The organism is Actimicrobium sp. CCC2.4 (assembly GCF_034347385.1).
Classification (GTDB): Bacteria; Pseudomonadota; Gammaproteobacteria; order Burkholderiales; family Burkholderiaceae_D; genus Actimicrobium.
Window position 1 is genome coordinate 745,804 of record NZ_CP133777.1, and the last position, 21,529, is coordinate 767,332.

21 protein-coding genes, 1 tRNA gene and 1 pseudogene are annotated in these 21,529 nt (G+C 59.7%); 16 read left to right on the forward strand and 7 right to left on the reverse strand.

Annotated elements, in window-relative coordinates:
• Positions 1-64: 64 nt before the first annotated feature.
• Both RHM62_RS03555 and rapZ read right to left on the reverse strand, forming a co-directional pair.
• On the reverse strand, positions 65-742 hold the full coding sequence (locus tag RHM62_RS03555; protein ID WP_322125307.1) for an LON peptidase substrate-binding domain-containing protein: 678 nt from the start codon (positions 740-742) through the stop codon (positions 65-67).
• Positions 705-1,567 (reverse strand): annotated as a pseudogene (rapZ, locus tag RHM62_RS03560) (RNase adapter RapZ). Before rapZ ends, RHM62_RS03555 begins: the two are co-directional and overlap by 38 nt.
• A gap of 101 nt (positions 1,568-1,668) precedes the next feature.
• Between rapZ and dusB the strand changes: the two are divergent.
• From dusB to ruvB, 6 genes are all read left to right on the forward strand, one after another.
• Positions 1,669-2,715: a tRNA dihydrouridine synthase DusB gene (dusB, locus tag RHM62_RS03565; protein ID WP_416172285.1), complete on the forward strand. Its 1,047-nt coding sequence runs from the start codon at positions 1,669-1,671 to the stop codon at positions 2,713-2,715.
• A 67-nt stretch (positions 2,716-2,782) separates the two neighbouring features.
• Positions 2,783-3,016 (forward strand): helix-turn-helix domain-containing protein, encoded by a 234-nt coding sequence (locus RHM62_RS03570; RefSeq protein ID WP_009665109.1) that lies wholly within the window; start codon positions 2,783-2,785, stop codon positions 3,014-3,016.
• A gap of 101 nt (positions 3,017-3,117) precedes the next feature.
• A complete protein-coding gene (gene purH / locus RHM62_RS03575) occupies positions 3,118-4,683 on the forward strand; it encodes a bifunctional phosphoribosylaminoimidazolecarboxamide formyltransferase/IMP cyclohydrolase (protein WP_322124200.1) in 1,566 nt (521 codons plus the stop codon).
• Positions 4,684-4,705: 22 nt separating this feature from the next.
• Complete coding sequence (gene ruvC / locus RHM62_RS03580) at positions 4,706-5,245, forward strand: crossover junction endodeoxyribonuclease RuvC (RefSeq protein ID WP_322124201.1); 540 nt, start codon at positions 4,706-4,708, stop codon at positions 5,243-5,245.
• Between the two features lie 69 nt (positions 5,246-5,314).
• Positions 5,315-5,893 carry a Holliday junction branch migration protein RuvA gene (ruvA, locus tag RHM62_RS03585; RefSeq protein WP_322124202.1) on the forward strand — a complete coding sequence of 193 codons (579 nt, stop codon included), beginning with the start codon at positions 5,315-5,317 and terminating at the stop codon, positions 5,891-5,893.
• A gap of 6 nt (positions 5,894-5,899) precedes the next feature.
• Positions 5,900-6,955, forward strand: a complete 1,056-nt coding sequence (ruvB, locus tag RHM62_RS03590) for a Holliday junction branch migration DNA helicase RuvB (protein ID WP_322124203.1) — start codon at positions 5,900-5,902, stop codon at positions 6,953-6,955.
• A 4-nt stretch (positions 6,956-6,959) separates the two neighbouring features.
• On the opposite strand, the gene RHM62_RS03595 is transcribed toward ruvB, so the two are convergent.
• Genes RHM62_RS03595 through RHM62_RS03605 form a run of 3 tightly spaced genes read right to left on the reverse strand, consistent with a single transcriptional unit; the run spans position 6,960 to position 10,044 of the window.
• Entirely contained in the window at positions 6,960-7,778 is an 819-nt protein-coding gene (locus tag RHM62_RS03595) for an alpha/beta fold hydrolase (protein ID WP_322124204.1), read from the reverse strand.
• Positions 7,779-7,812: 34 nt separating this feature from the next.
• Positions 7,813-9,342, reverse strand: coding sequence for an aldehyde dehydrogenase (locus RHM62_RS03600; protein ID WP_322124205.1), 1,530 nt, complete (start codon positions 9,340-9,342; stop codon positions 7,813-7,815).
• 21 nt (positions 9,343-9,363) lie between these two features.
• Positions 9,364-10,044: a GntR family transcriptional regulator gene (locus RHM62_RS03605; RefSeq protein ID WP_322124206.1), complete on the reverse strand. Its 681-nt coding sequence runs from the start codon at positions 10,042-10,044 to the stop codon at positions 9,364-9,366.
• Between the two features lie 247 nt (positions 10,045-10,291).
• Between RHM62_RS03605 and RHM62_RS03610 the strand changes: the two genes are divergently transcribed.
• From RHM62_RS03610 to RHM62_RS03640, 7 genes are all read left to right on the forward strand, one after another.
• Complete coding sequence (locus tag RHM62_RS03610) at positions 10,292-11,539, forward strand: ABC transporter substrate-binding protein (RefSeq protein WP_322124207.1); 1,248 nt, start codon at positions 10,292-10,294, stop codon at positions 11,537-11,539.
• Between the two features lie 2 nt (positions 11,540-11,541).
• Complete coding sequence (locus RHM62_RS03615; RefSeq protein ID WP_322124208.1) at positions 11,542-12,402, forward strand: branched-chain amino acid ABC transporter permease; 861 nt, start codon at positions 11,542-11,544, stop codon at positions 12,400-12,402.
• Positions 12,399-13,355, forward strand: a complete 957-nt coding sequence (locus tag RHM62_RS03620) for a branched-chain amino acid ABC transporter permease (protein ID WP_322124209.1) — start codon at positions 12,399-12,401, stop codon at positions 13,353-13,355. Before RHM62_RS03615 ends, RHM62_RS03620 begins: the two co-directional genes overlap by 4 nt.
• Positions 13,352-14,092 carry an ABC transporter ATP-binding protein gene (locus RHM62_RS03625; RefSeq protein WP_322124210.1) on the forward strand — a complete coding sequence of 247 codons (741 nt, stop codon included), beginning with the start codon at positions 13,352-13,354 and terminating at the stop codon, positions 14,090-14,092. The genes RHM62_RS03620 and RHM62_RS03625 overlap by 4 nt, the downstream gene beginning before the upstream one ends.
• Positions 14,082-14,798 carry an ABC transporter ATP-binding protein gene (locus RHM62_RS03630; RefSeq protein ID WP_322124211.1) on the forward strand — a complete coding sequence of 239 codons (717 nt, stop codon included), beginning with the start codon at positions 14,082-14,084 and terminating at the stop codon, positions 14,796-14,798. The genes RHM62_RS03625 and RHM62_RS03630 overlap by 11 nt, the downstream gene beginning before the upstream one ends.
• Positions 14,799-14,820: 22 nt before the next feature.
• The gene (locus RHM62_RS03635; protein WP_322124212.1) at positions 14,821-15,630 is read left to right on the forward strand and encodes an alpha/beta fold hydrolase; all 810 of its coding nucleotides are present in this window, start codon (positions 14,821-14,823) and stop codon (positions 15,628-15,630) included.
• Positions 15,631-15,706: 76 nt separating this feature from the next.
• Positions 15,707-16,549: a 4-oxalocrotonate decarboxylase gene (locus RHM62_RS03640; RefSeq protein WP_322124213.1), complete on the forward strand. Its 843-nt coding sequence runs from the start codon at positions 15,707-15,709 to the stop codon at positions 16,547-16,549.
• 10 nt (positions 16,550-16,559) lie between these two features.
• Here the strand turns inward: RHM62_RS03640 and trmB are convergent, their stop codons facing one another.
• Complete coding sequence (gene trmB, locus RHM62_RS03645; protein ID WP_322124214.1) at positions 16,560-17,261, reverse strand: tRNA (guanosine(46)-N7)-methyltransferase TrmB; 702 nt, start codon at positions 17,259-17,261, stop codon at positions 16,560-16,562.
• Between the two features lie 78 nt (positions 17,262-17,339).
• A tRNA-Gly gene (locus tag RHM62_RS03650) sits at positions 17,340-17,413 on the reverse strand.
• A 205-nt stretch (positions 17,414-17,618) separates the two neighbouring features.
• Here RHM62_RS03650 and RHM62_RS03655 point away from each other — a divergent pair.
• The 3 genes from RHM62_RS03655 to RHM62_RS03665 all read left to right on the forward strand — a co-directional run bounded on the left by RHM62_RS03655 (position 17,619) and on the right by RHM62_RS03665 (position 21,507).
• The gene (locus tag RHM62_RS03655; protein WP_322124215.1) at positions 17,619-18,668 is read left to right on the forward strand and encodes a DUF1566 domain-containing protein; all 1,050 of its coding nucleotides are present in this window, start codon (positions 17,619-17,621) and stop codon (positions 18,666-18,668) included.
• Between the two features lie 319 nt (positions 18,669-18,987).
• Positions 18,988-20,199 carry a PHB depolymerase family esterase gene (locus RHM62_RS03660; RefSeq protein WP_322124216.1) on the forward strand — a complete coding sequence of 404 codons (1,212 nt, stop codon included), beginning with the start codon at positions 18,988-18,990 and terminating at the stop codon, positions 20,197-20,199.
• A 237-nt stretch (positions 20,200-20,436) separates the two neighbouring features.
• Positions 20,437-21,507: a Stealth CR1 domain-containing protein gene (locus RHM62_RS03665; RefSeq protein WP_322124217.1), complete on the forward strand. Its 1,071-nt coding sequence runs from the start codon at positions 20,437-20,439 to the stop codon at positions 21,505-21,507.
• Positions 21,508-21,529: the final 22 nt, after the last annotated feature.

A 21,529-nucleotide genomic window follows, 5' to 3' on the forward strand; every position in this document is an offset into this window, starting at 1 on the left:
CTGCGCAGTACGAGTACGGCGACATCATCTTGCTCCTCTTTGGCAACGCCCGTTACCTGCCAATTTATCCCTGCAGTATTTGTTGCTGCTTAAGGCAAGCCTGAATCAGCGTCAGCCGCATTGCCGGATCATTCAGTTCCAGCAATTGCTGCTGGGTTTTCAAGGCCAAAGGCAGGATTTCGCTCCAGCGATTGGCTACCCAGCCTGCCTCGTCGAGACGCAAGGGCAACGCGAATGGATAGTCTTGCGCATTGTTGCGACCGACGCGCTGATCGAAATCATCGGTAATCGCTTTCAGCGCTTCGCCACAGTCGATCTGTTCGGGTAGTAACTCCACGACAGGATCGGCGTCCAGATAGTCGACACGGGCTTCAAGCCTCTGGTCAGCCAGCACGCGGGTTTCGCGGACCCGAAAACGCAGGCCGCCGCGCGTGCTAATCATCAGCAAGCCGCCAACCTCCATATCCCAGTTGAAAATGGCCGCCGAGCAGCCGACTGGCTCCGGTTGCGCCACTTGTCCGGTTTCGTTGCCCTCGCGGATCGCCACGACGCCAAAGGGCCTGTCCAGACGCATGCATTCGCGCACCATATCGATGTAACGGGTTTCAAAAATGCGCAGCGGCAGAATGCCGTCCGGGAACAGCACGGTTTGCAATGGGAACAGCGGCAGCCATTCGGTGTGGCTGGTATCGATCGAGGTCATGTCAGTCCATTTCGCGGTGGCGCAGCACCACCCGTTCATTGGCGCGGAAATACGCGGCAAGATGTTCAACAATATAGACGGAGCGATGTTGCCCCCCGTGCAGCCGATGGCGACAGTCAGGTAGCTGCGGTTATCCGCCTTAAACGAGGGCAGCCACTTTTCGACGAAGTGCCGGATGTCGGTCATCAGTTCGGCAGCTTCCGGCAGCGCATCAAGGAAATCGATGACCGGCTGATCGCGCCCGTTGAGCGCACGCAGCGCGGCGTCGTAGTGCGGGTTGGGCAGCACGCGTACATCGAACACCAGGTCGGCATCGAGTGGCACACCAAATTTGAAGGCAAAGGATTCGAACAGTAGCGTCAGCGGCGTACGATCGGTTTCGACCAGTTCCTTGATCCAGCTGCGCAGCTTGTTGGCGGACACGCCGGAGGTATCGATGACATGGCCGATGCCTTCGATCGTGACCAGCATTTCGCGCTCGCGCAGGATGCATTCGGTCAGCGTCGGACGATCATCGGGAGATTGGTCGGCCCGCAGCCGGTGCGACAGCGGGTGGCTGCGGCGGGTTTCGGAAAAGCGCGCAATCAGTGATTCGGTTTTGGCACTCAGGAACAGAACCTTGACGTCATGCCCTTCGTCTTTCAGGCGGCGGATATCTGCCGGCAGGCCGGCAAGCGAATCGGCACTGCGTGCGTCCATCGCTACGGCCAGGGTTTCTCCGTGGTCTTGCATGCGTGTCGCGACCAGCGCACGCAACAGCGTAGGCGGCAGGTTGTCGACACAGAAGTAGCCCGCGTCTTCGAGAGCGTTAAGGCCGACGGATTTGCCGGATCCTGAGATGCCGGTGATGAGAATAATGCGCATGGCGAAGATGGTACCGCAAGCCGTGCCGCGCGGCAGGCACCCCGGACATCCCTCTCGCCAAAGGCACAGAATCCCCGTTCGTCCGGCGCGAACCGGATAAAATGGTGGATTCCCCTCTTCTGTCTGCCTGCGTGAAACTCGGTCCCTATCAACTAGCCAACAATGTGTTCGTCGCCCCGATGGCAGGCGTGACCGATCGCCCTTTCCGGCAACTCTGCAAGCAGCTTGGTGCCGGCTATGCGGTGTCCGAGATGGCCGCTTCCAATCCGCGCCTCTGGCAAACCGAAAAAACCTCTCGTCGCATCAACCATGACGGCGAAATGGCGCCGCGCGCGGTCCAGATCGCCGGTGCCGATCCGGCCATGCTGGCCGATTGTGCGCGCTTCAACGTCGAGCGTGGCGCGCAGGTCATCGATATCAACATGGGTTGTCCGGTCAAGAAAGTCTGCAACAGCTGGTGTGGTTCGGCCTTGCTGCAGGATGAGCGACTGGTCGGCCGGATTCTTGATGCAGTGGTAGCCGCGGTCGACGTGCCGGTGACGCTCAAGTTCCGCACCGGCTGGGATCGGCAACACAAGAATGCATTGAACATTGCACGGCTGGCACAATCGGCCGGCATCGCGATGCTGACACTGCACGGCCGCACCCGTGCTGACGGCTACAACGGCGCAGCCGAATACGAAACGATTGCCGCGGTCAAGGCCGCCGTCACTATTCCGGTGGTGGCCAACGGCGATATCACCACGCCCGAAAAAGCCCGTCACGTGCTCGCCGTCACCGGTGCCGACGCGATCATGATCGGTCGGGCGGCGCAGGGCAGGCCGTGGATTTTTCGTGAAGTCGTACATTTTCTCAAAACCGGCACCCATCTGGACGCGCCGCTGGTCAGCGAAGTCGCGCTACTGATGGACGAGCACCTGCGCGCGCACTATGCGTTTTATGGTGATTATCTCGGTGTACGCACTGCGCGCAAGCATATCGGCTGGTATGTCCGGGACCTGGCCGGCGGCGAAGATTTTCGCCAGCGCATGAACCTTCTGGAAGACTGTGAGCAGCAACTTGCTGCTGTAAACGATTTTTTTGAATCGCAAATTCGCTACGGCGAGCGGTTACAATACGTTCCCTTGTTGCAAAAGATGGCCGCTTGACGGCACCCGAACCAAGAACAAAAATGCGCTGCAACAAGCGCACCAACCAGTCAACCTACTGCACAGTATGAGCAAAGAAAGCATCCAGGAAGTCGTCAAAAAAAGCTTGGAAAAATATTTCCGGGACCTGGGCGAACAGCACCCGACTAACGTCTACGATATGGTTGTCGTGACCGTTGAAAAACCGATCCTCGAAGTGGTGATGGCACGTGCTGCCGGCAATCAGTCGCTGGCCGCCGAAATGCTGGGAATTAACCGCAATACCCTGCGCAAGAAACTGCAACTGCACAGCCTGCTGTAGTTCAGGCTACTGCAGGTAATCTTGATTTAGTAACGCCGGCGCGCCGCATTAGCCCGCCGATGCCCTTCACCGAATTTCTTCATTTTCCACTATCTCTCATCATGATCAAACAAGCCCTGATTTCCGTTTCCGACAAGACCGGCATCCTCGAATTCGCGCGCGCGTTGTCTGCGATGGGCGTGAACCTGCTGTCGACCGGCGGTACCGCCAAATTGCTGGCCGAGAATGGCCTGAAAGTCACTGAAGTGGCCGATTACACCGGCTTCCCGGAAATGCTGGATGGCCGGGTCAAGACCTTGCATCCGAAGGTACACGGCGGCATTCTGGCGCGGCGCGACTTTCCCGAGCACCGTGCAGCGCTCGCCGAGCACGATATTCCGGTCATCGACATGGTGGTGGTCAACCTGTACCCGTTCCAGCAAACCGTCGCCAAGCTCGAGTGCACGCTCGAAGACGCGATCGAGAACATCGACATCGGCGGACCGGCGATGCTGCGCTCGGCGGCCAAGAACCACAAGGATGTCGTCGTGATCTGCGAGTCGCATGACTATGCGCAGGTACTTGCCGAACTGCAGTCCGGTGACGGCGAAGTGAGCTACGAAACCAAGTTCGCGCTGGCCAAGAAAGTCTTTGCCCACACCGCGCAATACGATGGCTCGATCACCAACTATTTCACGTCGCTCGGCGCTGACAAAGTCCACGCCACCCGCAGCGCATTCCCGTCCACGCTGAACCTGCACTTCGAAAAAGTGCAAGAGATGCGCTATGGCGAAAACCCGCATCAGGCCGCCGCGTTCTATCGCGACACCCGTCCGGTCGAGGGCGCGCTGGCTAATTACACCCAGCTGCAAGGCAAGGAACTGTCGTACAACAATATCGCCGATGCAGATGCCGCCTGGGAATGCGTGAAGACCTTCACCGAGACCGCCTGCGTCATCATCAAGCATGCCAATCCGTGCGGCGTCGGTACCGGCGGCAGCCCGCTCGAAGCCTATAGCAAGGCCTTGCAGACCGACCCGACTTCGGCTTTCGGCGGCATCATCGCCTTCAATTATCCGGTCGATGGCAATGCCGCCGAAGCGGTTGCCAAGCAATTCGTTGAAGTCGTCATCGCGCCATCGTTCAGCGATCAGGCCCGGCAGATTTTTTCGGCCAAGCAGAATGTGCGCTTGCTCGAAATCCCGTTTGGTGTGGGCAGCAATGCGCACGACTTCAAACGCGTTGGCGGTGGCTTGCTGGTGCAGTCGCCGGATGTCCGCAATCTGGAGCTGGCCGAAATCCGCATCGTCAGCAAGCAGCAACCGACGCCGCAACAATTGCAGGATTTGATGTTCGCGTGGCGCGTGGCCAAGTTCGTCAAGTCGAACGCGATCGTGTTCTGCGCCAACGGCATGACGCTCGGCGTCGGTGCCGGCCAGATGAGCCGGGTCGATTCGGCCCGCATCGCTTCGATCAAGGCGCAACATGCCGGCTTGTCGCTGGTTGGTTCGGCGGTCGCGTCGGATGCTTTCTTCCCGTTTCGCGATGGCCTCGATGTCGTTGTTGCCGCCGGTGCCACTTCGGTGATCCAACCGGGTGGTTCGATGCGCGATCAGGAAGTCATCGACGCTGCCGACGAGCAGGGCGTCGTGATGCTGCTGACCGGCGTGCGTCATTTCCGTCATTGAACCGGCTGCACGAACTGCGGTCGTGAGAATCCTTGGCATTGATCCCGGACTGCGCATCACCGGTTTCGGTGTCATCGAAAAGCACGGTCACAAATTGACCTACATCGCCTCCGGCACCATCAAGACGCTAGATATCGATTTACCGGCCCGGCTGAAAACCATCCTGGCCGGCGTCACTGAAGTGGTTGCTACCTATCGCCCGGATTGTTCGGCGATCGAAAAAGTCTTCGTCAACGTCAATCCCCAATCCACGCTATTGCTCGGCCAGGCCCGCGGCGCGGCGATCTGCGCGCTGGTCAGCGCCGACCTGCCGGTGGCCGAATACACCGCGTTGCAAGTCAAGCAAGCGGTAGTCGGGCAGGGCAAAGCGCAAAAGGAGCAGGTGCAGGACATGGTCCAGCGACTGCTGATGTTGTCGGGCAAGCCGACCGCGGATGCGGCCGACGCGCTCGGGGTGGCGATCTGTCATGCGCATAACAGTGATGTGCTGGCGATTCTGGGCGGGCTGGCTCCGGGGCTGGCGAAGAAGGGATTGCGGGTGCGCAAGGGGCGGCTGGTTTAACCGTCTTGCGTGAATCATGAGCCTCGCACCTGTATCATTCCCCTACCCTTAATTACCTCCCCAATACCCATGATCGGTCGCCTCTCCGGAACGCTCCTCGAAAAGAACCCGCCGCAATTGCTGGTCGATTGCCACGGCGTCGGCTATGAAGTCGGTGTCTCGATGAGCACCTTTTACAACCTGCCGGCACTGGGCGAAAAAATCGTCCTGCTAACCCAGCAGATCGTGCGCGAGGATGCGCACCTGCTGTTCGGTTTCGGCACGGCCGAAGAGCGCAATGTTTTTCGCCAGCTGATCAAGATTGCCGGCGTCGGTCCGCGCATGGCGCTGGCGATTTTGTCCGGCATGTCGGTGTCCGAACTGGCGCAGGCGATCACGTTGCAAGAGACCGGTCGCCTGACCAAGGTGCCCGGTGTCGGCAAGAAAACCGCCGAGCGCCTGCTGCTCGAACTCAAGGGCAAGCTCGGTGCTGACCTCGGTATCGTCGGTGGCGTGGCGCTGCCCGATGGCAGCGGCGATATCCTCAACGCGCTGCTGGCGCTCGGCTATTCCGACAAGGAAGCACTGCTGGCGATGAAGCAGGTGCCGGCCGGTAGCGGTGTGTCCGATGGCATCAAGCTGGCGCTCAAGGCGCTGTCTAAAGGGTAATCAAGTATGAGCATACAGACCGATAACTTCACCGAGCAACGCATCACCGCGCCGACCCCGGCGTCGCCCAACGAAGAAGCGATCGAGCGCGCATTACGGCCGAAGCAGCTCGACGAATACGTCGGCCAGGAAAAAATCCGCGACCAGCTCAGCATTTTCATCACCGCCGCCAAGCAGCGCCGCGAAGCGCTCGACCACACCTTGCTGTTCGGTCCGCCGGGCTTGGGCAAGACCACGCTGGCGCACATCATCGCGCGCGAGATGGGCGTCAACCTGCGCCAGACCTCCGGTCCGGTGCTCGAGCGGGCCGGCGATCTGGCGGCATTGCTGACCAACCTCGAAGCCAACGACGTGTTGTTCATCGACGAGATTCATCGGCTCTCGCCGGTGGTCGAAGAGATCCTGTACCCGGCGCTGGAGGACTACCAGATCGACATCATGATCGGCGAAGGTCCGGCCGCGCGCTCGGTGCGACTGGACTTGCAACCGTTCACGCTGGTCGGTGCCACCACGCGCGCCGGCATGCTGACCAATCCGCTGCGCGACCGTTTCGGCATCGTCGCGCGGCTGGAGTTTTATACCGCGACCGAACTGGCCCGCATCGTCACCCGCAGCGCGTCGCTGCTCCATGCGCCCATCGATCCCGAAGGCGCGTTCGAGATCGCCAAGCGCAGTCGCGGTACGCCACGGATTGCCAACCGGCTGTTGCGGCGGGTGCGTGATTATGCCGAGGTCAAATCCAATGGCGACATCACCAAGGCCACGGCCGATGCCGCACTGGTGATGCTCGATGTCGATCCGGTCGGGTTTGATCTGATGGACCGCAAGCTGCTTGAAGCCGTGTTGTTCAAGTTCAGCGGTGGCCCGGTCGGGCTCGACAACCTCGCGGCCGCGATCGGTGAAGAACGCGAAACCATCGAGGATGTGCTCGAACCCTATCTGATCCAGCAAGGCTATTTGCAGCGCACGCCGCGCGGCCGGATTGCGACGCCGCTGGCCTACACCCATTTCGGTGTAGCCGCGCCGCGCACCGGACCGAACGGCGAACTCTGGGGGCAGTAAGCCCTTAGGGTTGGACGATGAATTCCGCGATCGCCGCCATGAACTGTTCCGGCTGCTGCAACTGCGGCACATGCGCGCAACCGGGCAGAATCGCCAGCGTCGCTTGTGGCAAGCCCGCCGCCAGCTCCATCGACATCGGTGGTGGCGTGGCCTCGTCCTGCTCACCGACCAGCACCAGTGCCGGCACCGTGACCGAAGCCAGGTCGGCGCGCAGATCGAGCGTCGACAAGGCCGCGCACGCATCGTGGAAAGTCTGCGGATCGACTGCCAGGAAGCGTTCGCGTCGCTGTGCAATCAGCGCCGGATTAGCGGCCTGAAAATCCAGCGAAAACAAGCGACGCATCGCCACATCGGCAATGGCTGCCAAACCATGGGCTGCCGCACCTGCCGACATGCCCTTGAAAGCGGCCCGGCCTGCTTCCGAAAACGCCGCACCGCAGTCCGCCAGCACCAGCTTGCCGGCCAGATCCGGATGACGGATGGCGGTGAGCAACGCCACAAATCCACCATAGCCATTGCCCAGAAAGATAGGCGCTTGCGTGTAGTTGAATTCCCGGATCGCCGCTGCCAGTCGGTCGGCGACGGCTTCCAGCCCGCCATCGACACGGTCGGAATTGCCGAAGCCGGGCAGGTCGAGGATGACGACCCGATGGGTCGCTGCCAGCAAGCGGGCTAGCGGATCAAAACTGGAACCGTCGGCCAGCAGCGAATGAAACAGGATGATGGGCGCGCCGGCGCCACCGATGCGGGCACCGACCTTGTGTTCGCCAACTTTGACGAGAACCGCAATTTGACCGAATTCCGTGCCGGATGTTGTCTTCATGGTGACCTTTCCTGTCGGGTGGGAGGGATGAAATTCAATTCAGACGCGGCTGCGCGGCCGTGTCCTTGTACCAATCGAACGGCGTGTCATCGAGTCGCACCATCACGCTTTTAGTCTCGAAATGCTGGTCGAAGGATTCGGTGCCGCATTCACGACCGATGCCGGAATCCTTGACGCCGCCCCATGGCGAGGCCGGATCGAGCCGGTGATGGTCATTGATCCAGACGATGCCGCATTTCAGGCGCGCCGCCACGCGATGGGCGCGCGTAATGTCATTGGTGCGGATTGCACCGGCCAGTCCGAACGGTGAGTTGTTGGCCAGCGCGATGCCTTCGGCTTCGGTACTGAATTTGGTGACCGAGACGAATGGCCCGAATACTTCTTCCTGAAAAATCCGCATGTCGGCAGTCACATCGGCAAACACGGTCGGTTCGACAAAAAAGCCGTTGGCCAATGCCGGATCGGCCGGGATGCGGCCACCGGCAACCAGGCGTGCGCCGTCTTCTTCCAGGCCGATGCGGATGTAGTTCAGCACCCGTTGCTGCTGGCGTGCCGAGACTACCGGTCCGAGCTGCACCATCGGGTCGATCGGGTTGCCGATGCGAATCGCCTTCGCCTTGGCGGCGAGTTTCTCGACGAATTCGTCATAGACTTTTTCCTGCACGATCTGGCGGCTACCGCAAATACAGGTCTGGCCGGCACCGATGAACGCACCGAACGCGGCGTAGTTGACGGCCTGGTCGACATCGAAATCATCAAACACCAGCACCGGTGTCTTGCCGCCCAGTTCCAGCGTCTGGTGCGCGAAGTTCGCGCCGGCCAGTGCGCCGGTAATGCGGCCGGCTTCGGTGCCGCCGGTGAGTACCCATTTGGCCAGGCCGCGATGTTCCGACAGCGCCTTGCCGCTGGTCGGGCCGAGGCCGGTGATGACATTGAACACACCTGGTGGTAAGCCGGCTTCGACGAACATCGCCGCCAGTCGCAGCGTGGTCAGCGGCGTGTACTCGGATGGCTTGACGACGGTCGTGCAACCGGAGGCCAGCGTCGGCGCCAGGCTTTTCATCATGATCATCAGCGGATGGTTGAACGGGGTCGAATTACCGACCACGCCGATGGGCGTGCGCAGCGTGTAATTGAGGTAATTGCCATCGACCGGGATGACCGAGTCGCGCCGCGCAATCGCCAGCCCGGCGTTATAGCGCAGGAAGTCCGGCAGGCGCGAGACCTGGGCCCGGGTTTCGTTGAGCGAGCGGCCATTGTTCAAGGTTTCGAGATGGTAGATCTCTTCGAGATTGGCTTCGAACACATCGGCCAGCTTGTTGACCAGTTTGGCGCGGGTGCGGTTCGACATCGCGCTCCATTCCGCACTCTCGAACGCGCTCGCGGCGCTCTGCACCGCACGGTCGACATCGGCATCGCTGGCATGGCTGATTTGCGCGAGCAGCACGCCGGTGGCCGGATTGATCACGTCGAGCAGGTCGGGACGGGTGGCGGCCACTGCGCGACCGTCGATGAACAGGCCGTGGACGGGCACGCCGTTGCTGGTATTCAAAACGCTGGACATCTGACTTCCCCTTGATTGAAATTAACTAACGATGGCAAACCTCGAAATGGCGTCATTGACGCGTTTTGCGGCTGCAGAAACATGCTGTTCGGCGACGCGCTCGGCGCGCTTGGTCTTGCGCTGCTGAAGCGCATCAATGAGCTGGCAATGCTCATCGACCAGCGACTCCGGATTGCCTTTTTTGACATTGCTGACACTGACGCGCACGGCGCGTTCCATCTGGTCGATCAGGTCGATCAGATGGTTTTGCATGCGCAGGTTGCCGCCCAGCGCCGCCAGCGTGTGATGGAAGCTGCGGTTGTAGCCGACGAAGCCATCGCTCCACTGCGCAGCATCGAATTGGCGGAACGGCTCCAGCGTCTGCAGTTGCGCATCGCTGGCATTGCGCACGATGCGCTCCATGCAGGCGCGCTCGAGCGCCACGCGCAGATGGAACATGTCCTGCACGTCGGTGACCGAAATCGGCGCAACCCGGTAACCCTGGCGCGGCGTTGAAATCACCAGGCCTTCGCGTTCCAGTCGCATCAGCGCATCGCGCACCGGCGACTTGCTGACCTGGAAGCGCGCGGCCAGTTCGGCTTCGCGGATTTCTGCACCCGGCGGCAATGTGCAGCTCAGGATGTCGGCGCGCAGTTGCGCGTAGGCTGACTCGCGCAAGAGCGGTGTGCCGGTAGTCTGGAGAGGGCTGGATAGCGTGATCATAGTCAGGATTTGAAATATCAGTAAATGTGTTTTCTGGATTATGTGATACATCACGAAAAAGCGCAAACCCGATCAATTGCGCGCTGCACCATCGTAAAATTGGCAGCTGGCTGCGGATATTCAGGTATAAAAAATAATAAACAAGCGTCTTTTTTTATTTGGTAATATATTAAAGAGAGGCTAAAGCAGCGCAAAAAAGAAGCCCAGTCAAAGAATATTTGATAGAAAAAAATTAAGGAGACATGTCATGCTGAACAAAATCCTGACCCTCGCTGCAGTGACGACCGCAGTCACTGCCCTTTTCACTGGTCCGGCGCAGGCCGCCGCAGGAGACCCGATCCGGGTTGGTTTCCTGACCGTCAAATCCGGCGCGCTGGCGGCCGGCGGCAAGCAGATGGAAGATGGCTTGCAGCTGTTCCTGAAAGAGCACAACAACATGATCGCCGGCCGCAAGGTCGAACTGTTTGTCGCCGATAGCGCCGGTCAGCCGGCGATCACCAAGACCAAGATGCAGGAGCTGGTCGAAAAAAATAACGTGCAGGTGATCATCGGCCCGCTCGCCGCGTTCGAGGCGCTGGCCGTCGATGATTACATCCGCAAGGCGCAAATCCCGGTGATCTCGCCGTCGGCCGCCGCCGAAGACCTGACCCAGCGCAAGCCCAATCCATGGTTTGTACGCGCGGTCGGCACCTCGGCCCAGCCGACCCAGCCCTTCGGCGAATACGCGGCACGCGAACTGAAGTACAAGCGCATTGCGATCATCGGTGACGACTTTTCATTCGGGCATGAAAGCGTGGCCGGCTTCCAGCGCACCTTCGAAGAAAACGGCGGCAAGGTCGTCCAGAAACTCTGGTCGCCATTGAACGTGGCCGACTACGGCACCTACATCGGCCAGATCAATCCGAAGGTCGATGCCGTCTTCATCAGTTTTGCCGGCGGCAACGGCCTGAAATTCATCAAGCAGTACAACGAGTACGGCCTCAAGGGCAAGATCCCGCTGCTGGCCTCGATGACCGCGGTCGACGAAGGCATCCTGAAATCGATGGGCGACGAAGCGCTTGGCGTGATCTCGGCCGGCTGGTACACCGCCACCATCGACAATGCGGCCAACAAGCATTTCGTGCAGGGCATGAATCGCGAATACAAACAGGATCCGGGCTACTACGCACTGGGTGCGTACAGTGCCGCGCTAATCCTTGAACAGGCCCTGAAAACCGTCAAAGGCAACATCGAAGACAAGCCGGCTTTCATGGCGGCCTTGCGTAATGTTGAAGTGCCGAACGATCCGCGTGGCGTGTTCAAGCTCGATGCGCTGGGCAATCCGATCATGAATGTCTATATCCGCAAGGTCGAGCGCAAGGACGGCAAGCTGGTCAACAGCATCATCAAGACCTATCCCGATGTCTCGCAATTCTGGACCTACAACCGCAAGGATTTCCTGGCCACGCCGGTGTATTCACGTGACAACCCTGTCGCTGCCAACCTGGAAAAATAAGCGTGTCATTCTGGCTGATCCAAAGTCTCAATAGCCTGGCGCTGGGCGGCGTCCTGTTCACGCTGGCGGCCGGCTTTTCGCTGATCTTCGGGCTGATGCGCATTGCCAATCTGTCGCACGGTGCGTACTTCATGCTCGGGGCGTATGTCGGCCTGAGCGTGATCACGCATGGCCACGGATTTTTCGTGGCATTGCTGGCAGCCGGTCTGGCTGTCGGTGCGCTGGGCGCGGTGGTCGAACGGTTGATATTGCGCCGGCTCGCCGGGAACAGCCTTGGCCAGGTGCTGGCCACGCTGGGCATTGCCTTCATCATTGCCGACTTCAGTTTGTGGGTCTGGGGCGGCGATCCGCAGCCGGTCGATGCGCCGGCTTTTCTGGCTGGTTCGACGCAACTGTTCGGACTGGTGTTTCCGTTGTACCGCGTCGGCGTGGTCGGCTTTGCGATCCTGCTGGCGATCAGCCTGTGGCTGCTGCTCGACAAGACCCGGCTCGGCATGATGATCCGCGCCAGCGTCGATGACATGCAGATGGCACGCGGCATCGGTATTGCGGCCTCGCGCCTGTTCACCATCGTGTTTTGCCTCGGCACCGCGCTGGCCGGCATAGGCGGCGTGATTGCCGCACCGATCCTGTCGGTCTATCCGGGCATGGATAGCGACATGCTGCCGCTGGCGCTGGTGGTGGTGATACTCGGTGGTCTCGGCAGTCTGGCCGGTGCCTTCATCGGCAGCTTCGTGATCGGCTTTATTTACAGTTTTGGCCAGGCGCTGTTTCCGGACCTGGCCTACATCATCCTGTTCCTGCCGATGGTGGTGATCCTGGCGCTGCGTCCGCGTGGTTTGTTCGGAAGGATTGCGGCATGAAATATTGGACTATGAAACGCGCCTTGCTCATCGTCTTCATCGCGCTGCTGGCGATCCTGCCGTGGCTGACCGGCAGCGACTATTACACCAACCTCGCCAGCCAGGTATTGATCGCTGCGCTGTTTGCACTGAGCCTGAATTTGCTGGTCGGCTATGCCGGACTGACCTCGCTGGGCCATGCCGGTTTTCTGGGGCTGGCGGCGTATTCGAGCGCTTGGCTGATGCTCAATTTGCAGTGGGACCATGCGTCTGCTGGAGCGGCGGCACTGGCCGGATCGACCGTGGTGGCGGCGCTGTTCGGACTTATTGCGCTGCGCGCCAGCGGTATCAGTTTCCTGATGATCACGCTGGCGCTGGGCCAGATCCTGTGGGGCATCGCCTATCGCTGGGCCGGCGTCACCGGTGGCGACAATGGGCTGTCCGGTATCAGCCGGCCGCATCCGTTCGGCCTCGATCTCGGACCGGCCAGCCATTTTTATTACTTCACGCTGCTGGTGTTTTTGCTGGTCTGGCTACTCATTGCGTTGTGGGTGCGCTCGCCATTCGGCGCCAGCATCCGCGGTACGCGTGACCAGCCGCGCCGCATGAGCGCACTCGGATTCAATGTCTGGCTGATCCGCTGGATCACGTTCACGGTCAGCGGGTTTTTCGGTGCGGTGGCCGGCCTGATGTATGTGTATTACCAGCAGTTCATCAGCCCGCACAGCCTGGCGCTGGCCAACTCGGCCGAGATGCTGCTGATGGTGATTGCCGGCGGACCGGCAACGCTGGCCGGGCCGGTAGTCGGTGCCGCGCTGGTGGTGCTGCTGAAAAACATCGCCAGCGGTTATATCGATCGCTGGATCATGCTGCTGGGCTTCGTATTCCTGTTCATCGTGCTGTTCGTACCAAACGGCATCGTGCCGGGTATCGCCAAACTCCGGCAACAGTGTCGCAATAAGGAGCGCTCATGAATCCGGTGCTGGAACTATCCGGCCTGAGCAAGGCGTTCGGCGGCTTGCAGGTCACGCGCGGGGTCGACTTGCGGGTCGAACAGGGCGAGCGGCATTTGCTGATCGGTCCGAACGGTGCCGGCAAGACCACGCTGTTCAACCTGATCGCCGGCGATTTTCTGGCCGACAGCGGCCGCATCAGCTTGCTCGGCAGCGATGTCACGCGGATGCCGACCGCGCGCCGCGCGCAGCACGGCCTGGCGCGCACCTATCAAATCGTCACGCTGTTCGGCAAGGACACGCTGCTGCACAACGTGATGCTGGCGCTGCTGGGCAAATCGGTGCGGCGCTGGCGTCATTGGGGCAGTCTGTCTGAAGAGCGGACCATGACGGCGCGGGCACATGCAGTGCTCGACGCGGTCGGTCTGGGCCACAAGGCGCTGTTGCCGCTTCAGCAAACTTCGTATGGCGAAAAACGCCGGCTCGAAATTGCGATGGCGCTGGCGCAGGAGCCGCAAGTGCTGCTGCTCGATGAACCGCTGGCCGGCCTGTCGGCCGAAGAACGCGACACCATCCGGCACTTGCTGGGACAGATCGATCGCAAGATCACCATCATCATGATCGAGCACGACATGGAAGTGGCACTGGCCTTCGCCGACCGGATCACGCTGCTGCATTACGGCGAAGTGATCCTGGCCGGCACCCGCGAGCAAGTCGTCAATGATCCACGCACGCGGGAGATCTATCTTGGCCACTAACGTGCTCGAACTCGACAAGCTCAACGCGTTCTATGCCGACAGCCATGTGCTGCACGATGTGTCGCTGGCACTCGCACCCGGCAAGGTGCTGGCACTGCTGGGTCGCAACGGTGCCGGCAAGTCGACCTGCATCAGTGCGATTGCCGGCTTCGTGCCGCCACGCTCGGGGCGGGTGCTGCTCGATGGCGTCGATCTGGCCCGCTGCACACCGGAGCAGATCAGCCGCGCCGGCATCGGCCTGGTGCCGCAGGGCCGGCGCATTTTCGGCAGCCTGACCGTGCGCGAAAACCTGTTGGTAGCCTCGCGCAAGAACACGCCCCCCGGCCGGCGTTGCTGGAGCAGCAACGACGTCAACGCGATGTTCCCGCGCCTGCGCGAGCGCCAGCACCAGCTCGCCGCCAGCCTGTCCGGTGGCGAGCAGCAAATGCTGGCGATAGGTCGCGCGCTGATGACCAATCCGTCGGTGCTGCTGATGGATGAACCGTCCGAAGGACTGGCACCGCAGATCGTGCGCGAAGTCGGCGAAGTGCTCGAACAGCTCAAGAGCCAGATCGCTATTCTGCTGGTCGAGCAGAATCTCGGACTGGCCATGAAAGTCGCCGACGAGGTGGTGCTGCTCAACACCGGACGCGTCGTCTTTGCCGGCAGCAGTGCCGAATTCCGGCAGCAGCAGGCGCAACTGCAATCCCACCTCGGTATCACCTGACAAATAAGCTGAAAAGGCACCCATGGACTTCGAACTGAAACTGGCCACTGTCGGCAATTACACGCTGCGCTACGTCGATGAAGGCAGCGGTCCGGCTGTGGTGCTGATCCACGGACTGGCCGGCGATTACAGCGCGTGGCTGGCGCAGATTGCCGTGTTGCGGGAGTCGTACCGGGTCATTGCGTTCGACAATCGCGGTGCCGGGCAAAGCACGCAGGTCGACGAGCCGGTCAGTACCGCCGATCTGGCGCGCGACACGCTTGGATTGATGGACCACTTGCAGATCGCCAGTGCCCACGTGGTCGGCCGCTCGATGGGCGGGGCGGTGGCGCAGCAGATGGCGTTGCTGGCACCGGCGCGGGTGCTGTCGATGGTGTTGTGCGCGTCGTTTGCGCGGCTCGATCCGCTCGGACGGCGGGTTTTGCTGAACATGCGTGATGCGCTCGAATGGCGCATGAGCTGGGCCGACCATGCGCGCCATTCGGTACAAAACTTCGTCTCGGCGGATTTTTTCAACAGCCAGCCTGAACGGGTCGCGGCCATCGAGCGGCTGATCGGCGGAGAAACCCGCTTGCCGGCCTGCTATGTGCGCCAGAACACGGCCTGCCAGGAGCACGATACGCTGCCTGACCTGGCGCGCATCCACCAGCCGGTGCTGGTGATGGCGGGTGCCAGCGATCCGATTTGCTCGCTGACTGCCACCGGCTGGCTGCGTGATGGCCTGCCAAATGCCCGGATAGAAATTTTCGACAATGCCAGTCATTTCTTTTTGATGGAACAACCCGGGCGGTTTCAGCAATTGTTGTCAGTCTGGCTAGGACAAAATGCCTGATCACGGCGCTTGTGTAATGCCCTTCGGTAGCTGAGAATAGCTCTGCCAATTTCTCTCTTACCTACGCGAGCCCGCAATGCTGATGTCCACAATCTCCAATCGCTTCGCCCACCAGTTGCTTGATGCGCGTGCCGGCTCGGCACTGCTGCCGCGCCTGTCGCAGGATACCGAACTGTCGATGGCCGATGGCTATGAAGTCGCCAAGCGCATCCTCGATATCCGCATCGCCGAAGGCGAACAGCCTGTCGGCCGCAAGATCGGTTTCAACAACCGCAAGGTCTGGAGCAAATTCCGTAACGGCAAGGCAGTCGATGCGCCCATCTGGGCCACCATGTATGACTCGACGGTGCGTTATGCCACCGATAACCGGGCGTTCCAGAGTCTGACCGGCGCGGTGCAACCCCGCCTCGAACCCGAAATCGTCTTCAAACTGCGCAAGGCCCCCACAAAAAATGCCACGCTGGCCGAGCTGGCCGGATGCATCGAATGGATGGCACATGGTTTTGAAATCGTCGTCTGTCCGTTCGCTGACTGGCAGTTCGAGCCAGTCGATGCGGTAGCCGCTTTCGGGCTGCATGGTTCGCTGATCATCGGTGAGCCGCACATGTTGTCGGAAGCGTCGCGCCGCAATCTGGCCCAGGTGCTGACTGATTCCAGCGTGTCCTTGTCATCCGATTCCGGCCAGGGATTTTCATTGCGCGGCGCCGGCTTTGGTGCCGACGTGCTGGACAGCCCGGTCCATGCGCTGATGCACTTGCATAAGCTGTTGCAGACACAAACCGACTTTGCGCCGCTGGCAGCAGGTGAAATCATCACTACCGGCACCTGGACAGAAGCGTATCCGGTCGCTGCCGGCGAAACCTGGACCACGGCATTTTCCGGTGTCAGCCTGCCTGGCCTGACAGTCGCGTTCGTCTGATCGAAACGCGTCAGACCTTGGTAAATACCAGGTCCCAGACGCCGTGGCCGAGCTTCAGGCCGCGGTTCTCGAACTTGGTTACCGGCCGGTAGTCCGGGCGCGCTGCATAGCCCTCGGCGGTATTGACCAGCGTCGGCTCGGCACCCAGCACCTCGAGCATCTGTTCGGCATATTCCTGCCAGTCAGTCGCGCAATGCAGATAGCCGCCCGGTGCAATCCGCGAGGCCAGCAAAGCCACCAGCGGTGACTGCAACAGGCGGCGCTTGTTATGCCGCGCCTTGTGCCACGGGTCCGGAAAAAATACATGGGCACCGGCCAGCGATAGTGGCGCGATCATGTGCGTGAGCACTTCGACCGCGTCATGCTGGATCAGGCGCAGGTTGGCCAGTTCCTGTTCGCCGATCAGTTTGAGCAAACTGCCCACGCCCGGGGTATGCACTTCCACTCCAATGAAATTTTTCTCGGGCATCAGCGCGGCAATCTTTGCGCTGGTCTCGCCCATGCCAAATCCGATTTCAAAAATCACCGGCGCGACGCGACCGAAGGTGTGCGCCAGGTTGAGCGCTGCCTTGTCATAGGGAATGCAAAATTGCGGACCGAGTGTTTCGATGGCGCGGGCCTGGGCGGTCGACAGCCGGCCGGCACGGGTAACGAAACTGCGGATGCGGTGCTCGGTGGGATCGTAGAACATGGGTTTGCGCGTGTCGGTCATGCTGGACTGCCTGTCGGTCGAGAAAGAGGGATGCCAATAAAAAAGGCACCGTGGAGCGGGTGCCTGATGCGTTCGGTCTGGAGCGGGTGAAGGGAATCGAACCCTCGTCGTAAGCTTGGGAAGCTTCTGCTCTACCATTGAGCTACACCCGCGAAGGGTAACATTCTACGCAGGTTTTGCGCTGGTTGAAAGCTCTCTGCCGCTGCAGGTGTGATGGAAAATGAGATGGCTGCTGCCTTTAAACGGTGATGCTGGCTCGCTAGGCCGGGGCCAGCTTTTCTGTATGCTATTAGTTTCTTATCTGCAATATAATGCGTTTGCAAGAATTGATAACTACTTATCCCGTAATCGGAAAATATGAAAAACACAAAGCTTTTCACGCTGGCCTTTATTGGTTTAATCACTCTTTCAAATTCCTTATTCGCAGCAGAAGTAAATGATGCTAACTTCAAATTATTTGTTGAAAAAAATAAAACCCAACTAATAAGGAAGTCACTAGAGTTTCAAGCAGTCGTTTTTGATGACTATAAAGGCGGGTCTTACCGGATCAGAAAAGAACTTCTTCCGAAAGAGTTTATAGGTGGAGAAATGCATTGTGGCAAGCTGGATATCAATAATGATTTGACCGCTTTTATACAGATTGCATATGGACAAAAAACTGTGCAAAAAGGGAAAGTAGTACTCGTTTCGTCATCTGAATGGGAAATCGTAGATGATTCGGAAGCCTACGAGACAGGTGGAAAGCCGACATTCATTGTTCATGCAGAACACTGCGCGGTGCGTAGTGCATCATCAAATCCAGCAATGGCAAAGAGCCCTGCAGAAGTAAGCCAAAAGGCATCAACACAGTTTGTGAGTCCGGCACCTGGTTCGCTGGTATCGGGACGGTATTTGATATCAGCGGATGGTGAAGAAGTGACGGACGCGAAAACTGATTTGGTATGGCGTAGATGTCCCGAGGGACTCAAATCCCGCATGGAAAGCTGTCTTAACGTCGAAGTTATTGACTTCGTGGGCGTTGGCAAAAAGGTGAATTGCCCTGACGGATTCACCATTTTCTTTAGCTATGGATGTCAACGTCCGTTGCTGCAGCCTGTTACCTACTCACGTATCGAAGCATTGGATCGCGCAAAAAACCTCGCTTCGGTAAATGGAAAAGGTTGGCGCATACCGACATCGAAGGAGTATTTCAGTTTATTTATTTCAGACAGCGTGCGTGCCCCATTCTTGAACTGGCACGTCGATCAAAGGGTGTTCCCAGATAATCCAAGAGTTAATTTCATTACTTCAGAGATTAATAGCTCACAGCAGCCCGTCTTTATTGGTTTTGATACCATCGGCGCGATTCGGGGGGGAAATTACCCGATGAATGAAAAGGGCAGATTGCGGCTGGTTCGATCTAACTGATGAAGAATTAAGCTGGAATGTACTGGAAGTGCTGACTTATTTTGCTGTTCGACGCCAAGAGCCGGTGCATCGCCAGCATGGCTTGGGGTGTCTGTTTTATTTATGCCACCGCAGTTTCTGCTCTACCCCCGGGTTACACCTGCGAAGGCCGGAATGTATTTGGATTCCGGCCGGATTTGTGGCCCCGCTGCATGCCGGAGTCGGATTGGCATGCCCGCTGCGGACCTTGCCTTGACAAGGCCCTCCACAGGACTACGATGGCTTTCGCTGCACGGCGCAGCAATACAAAAATCGTAGTCATCAAACCTATGGAGACACCATGCCGTCCTTGATCCAGTTTTCCGGTCGCCTGCTCGCCGCGACCGTTGCCGTTACCTGTACCTCGCTGGCCTGTGCCGCGGTGGTGCTGCCGCGCTACAACGTCAGCGTGGCCGATGTCTCGGTCTCCGGGCTGTCTTCCGGCGGCTACATGGCGGCGCAATTGCATTTTGCGTATTCGAAAACCATCCGCAAGGGGGCCGGCATCATTGCCGGCGGCCCGGTCTACTGCTCGCAAGGCAATGTCTATATCGCCACAGGACCTTGCATGACCGATAGCGGCTCGCGCAATTTGCCGTACCTGATATCGACCGTCAACACCTGGTCGGGCAATGGCTACATCGACCCGACCGCCAATCTCGCGGCATCGAAGGTCTACCTGTTCTCCGGCACCATCGATTCGACCGTGAAGCAAGCGGTGATGAATGACCTCAAATCGATGTACGGCAATTATGTCGGTAGCGCCAATATCGTCTACAAGAACACCATCGCCGCCGAGCATGCGATGCCGACCGACTACAACGGTAATCCGTGCAGCGTGAACGCCTCGCCCTACATCAACAATTGCAATGTCGATGCCGCCGGCGACTTGCTCAAATGGATACACGGTGCGCTCAACGCCAAGAACACCGGCACGCTGGGTGGCAGCTTCATCAACTTCGACCAGCAAGGCTTCTGGGGCAATGCGGATCCGACCACGCACGGCATGGCCAATGAGGGCTGGGCTTACGTGCCGGCCAACTGCGCGGCAGGACAGCCGTGCAAACTGCATGTCGCGCTGCACGGCTGCAAGCAGAATGTCGCCACGGTGGGCACGCAGTATTACAAAAATGCCGGCTACAACCGCTGGGCTGATACCAACAACATGATCGTCCTTTACCCGCAAGCCAGTCCGACGTCGGCCAATCCGAACGGGTGCTGGGACTGGTACGGCTACGACGACGTGAATTTTCCGGGCAAGAGCGGTGGCCAGATGGTGGCGATCAAGACGATGATCGATCGCATCGCCAGTGGCAATACGGCAGCGCCCTTCACTTGCGCGCACTGGTATGGCAGCAACTATGCCCATGTCTCCGCTGGTCGTGCCTATGCGTCCGGCGGGAATGCCTATGCCGTCAATTCGAACCAGTATCTGGGCTACTACTCTGTCTATGCGTACACCGATGTGCGCAATACGTCGAGCGGGTATTACGCCTACGGCAGTTGCACCTGACCGATTGGTTTGATCAAGCGGCGCGCCAGCCGATTCTGAACGCGCCACTTGCCCTGTTTGCCGTCGATATCGTCGTCGCTCCCACGATGTGTCATATCGGCGTACCATACGGTCCCCGCGTCCCACCCGCAAAGGCAGGCGAGACGTGACAAGCAGGCGTCAGCGGCGATCCCTTTGTCCTCCCGGGCCAATTCACACTGACTTCGACAGGTTCATTTTCCGGGTACACATTCGTCCATGACAGACGCACATTCCATCGACATCGTCTACCTATGGGTGGACGGCAATGATCCTGCCTGGCGGCGCAAACGCCATCGCGCCGCCGAAAAACTCAGTTCCCGCCATCGCGATGCAATCGCCGTCTACGGCAATGTCGAAGGACGTTTTCGCGACAATGACGAGTTGCGCTACAGCCTGCGTGCGCTGGAGCGTTTTTTTCCGCAGCACGGTCATGTCTACATCGTTACCGATGGCCAGAGCCCGCCCTGGCTGCGGCCGTCGGCGCGGGTCACGATTATCGACCATGCGTCACTGATCCCGGCGGCGTCGCTGCCGACCTTCGATTCCGGCAATATCGAGTCCTACATCCATCGCATTCCGAACCTGTCCGAACGCTTCATTTATCTCAATGACGATGTATTTTTCGGGGCACCCGTGCAAGTCAGCGACTGGTTCGACGCCGACGGCATCTGTGTCGCCTGGTCCGACGAACCGGCCGTGAGCGACGAGCCGCTGCGCCCGGATGCCACCTCGCTCGATAATGCCTGTCGCCTGTCGCATCAGTGGCTGGCGGCGCGGGACATCGGGGCGTACCGGCATACTTTCCGCACTTTCGCACATTCGCCCCGGCCGATGCTGCGTTCGATGATGGTGGCGCTCGAAGAAGCCGCGCCGGACCTGTTCGCGATGGTCCGCTCGACCACGTTCCGCACCTGGGACAAGCCGACCATCGTGTCGGATTTCGTGATGCGCTGGGCGCTGGCACACGGACTGGCGACCGTGCGCGACTACACGCATCTGTATATCTCGACCGGCGAGGCCGACAGGCCGGAGCAGATCGAGCAGCTGGTCGCACAAGCCGGCGCGATTGATTTTTTCTGCATCAACGACACCACCGATGATGCGCAACCGCACGATCCCCGGCTGGCCCGGGTGCGCGCCGCGCTGGAGCAGATTTTTCCGCACGCTTCGCGCTTCGAGCGCGCTTCGGTCGCCGGCGCTTTGCAGCGCTGGCACCAGCGTGTCGATCCGGCCGGGCGGTACGTCCGTGAGCCATCGACGATCACTGGCGAGGCAGAAATCGTCTGAGACCGACTCGCCGGTTCCTGAT

What these genes read in the sequence shown, in the direction of transcription:
- RHM62_RS03555 (WP_322125307.1), bottom strand. Translation starts at nt 742, where the DNA reads ATGAACGGGTGGTGCTGCGCCACCGCGAAATGGACTGACATGACCTCG.
- dusB (WP_416172285.1), top strand. Translation starts at nt 1,669, where the DNA reads ATGGTGGATTCCCCTCTTCTGTCTGCCTGCGTGAAACTCGGTCCCTAT.
- RHM62_RS03570 (WP_009665109.1), top strand. Translation starts at nt 2,783, where the DNA reads ATGAGCAAAGAAAGCATCCAGGAAGTCGTCAAAAAAAGCTTGGAAAAA.
- purH (WP_322124200.1), top strand. Translation starts at nt 3,118, where the DNA reads ATGATCAAACAAGCCCTGATTTCCGTTTCCGACAAGACCGGCATCCTC.
- ruvA (WP_322124202.1), top strand. Translation starts at nt 5,315, where the DNA reads ATGATCGGTCGCCTCTCCGGAACGCTCCTCGAAAAGAACCCGCCGCAA.
- ruvB (WP_322124203.1), top strand. Translation starts at nt 5,900, where the DNA reads ATGAGCATACAGACCGATAACTTCACCGAGCAACGCATCACCGCGCCG.
- RHM62_RS03595 (WP_322124204.1), bottom strand. Translation starts at nt 7,778, where the DNA reads ATGAAGACAACATCCGGCACGGAATTCGGTCAAATTGCGGTTCTCGTC.
- RHM62_RS03600 (WP_322124205.1), bottom strand. Translation starts at nt 9,342, where the DNA reads ATGTCCAGCGTTTTGAATACCAGCAACGGCGTGCCCGTCCACGGCCTG.
- RHM62_RS03605 (WP_322124206.1), bottom strand. Translation starts at nt 10,044, where the DNA reads ATGATCACGCTATCCAGCCCTCTCCAGACTACCGGCACACCGCTCTTG.
- RHM62_RS03610 (WP_322124207.1), top strand. Translation starts at nt 10,292, where the DNA reads ATGCTGAACAAAATCCTGACCCTCGCTGCAGTGACGACCGCAGTCACT.
- RHM62_RS03620 (WP_322124209.1), top strand. Translation starts at nt 12,399, where the DNA reads ATGAAATATTGGACTATGAAACGCGCCTTGCTCATCGTCTTCATCGCG.
- RHM62_RS03625 (WP_322124210.1), top strand. Translation starts at nt 13,352, where the DNA reads ATGAATCCGGTGCTGGAACTATCCGGCCTGAGCAAGGCGTTCGGCGGC.
- RHM62_RS03635 (WP_322124212.1), top strand. Translation starts at nt 14,821, where the DNA reads ATGGACTTCGAACTGAAACTGGCCACTGTCGGCAATTACACGCTGCGC.
- RHM62_RS03640 (WP_322124213.1), top strand. Translation starts at nt 15,707, where the DNA reads ATGCTGATGTCCACAATCTCCAATCGCTTCGCCCACCAGTTGCTTGAT.
- trmB (WP_322124214.1), bottom strand. Translation starts at nt 17,261, where the DNA reads ATGACCGACACGCGCAAACCCATGTTCTACGATCCCACCGAGCACCGC.
- RHM62_RS03655 (WP_322124215.1), top strand. Translation starts at nt 17,619, where the DNA reads ATGAAAAACACAAAGCTTTTCACGCTGGCCTTTATTGGTTTAATCACT.
- RHM62_RS03660 (WP_322124216.1), top strand. Translation starts at nt 18,988, where the DNA reads ATGCCGTCCTTGATCCAGTTTTCCGGTCGCCTGCTCGCCGCGACCGTT.
- RHM62_RS03665 (WP_322124217.1), top strand. Translation starts at nt 20,437, where the DNA reads ATGACAGACGCACATTCCATCGACATCGTCTACCTATGGGTGGACGGC.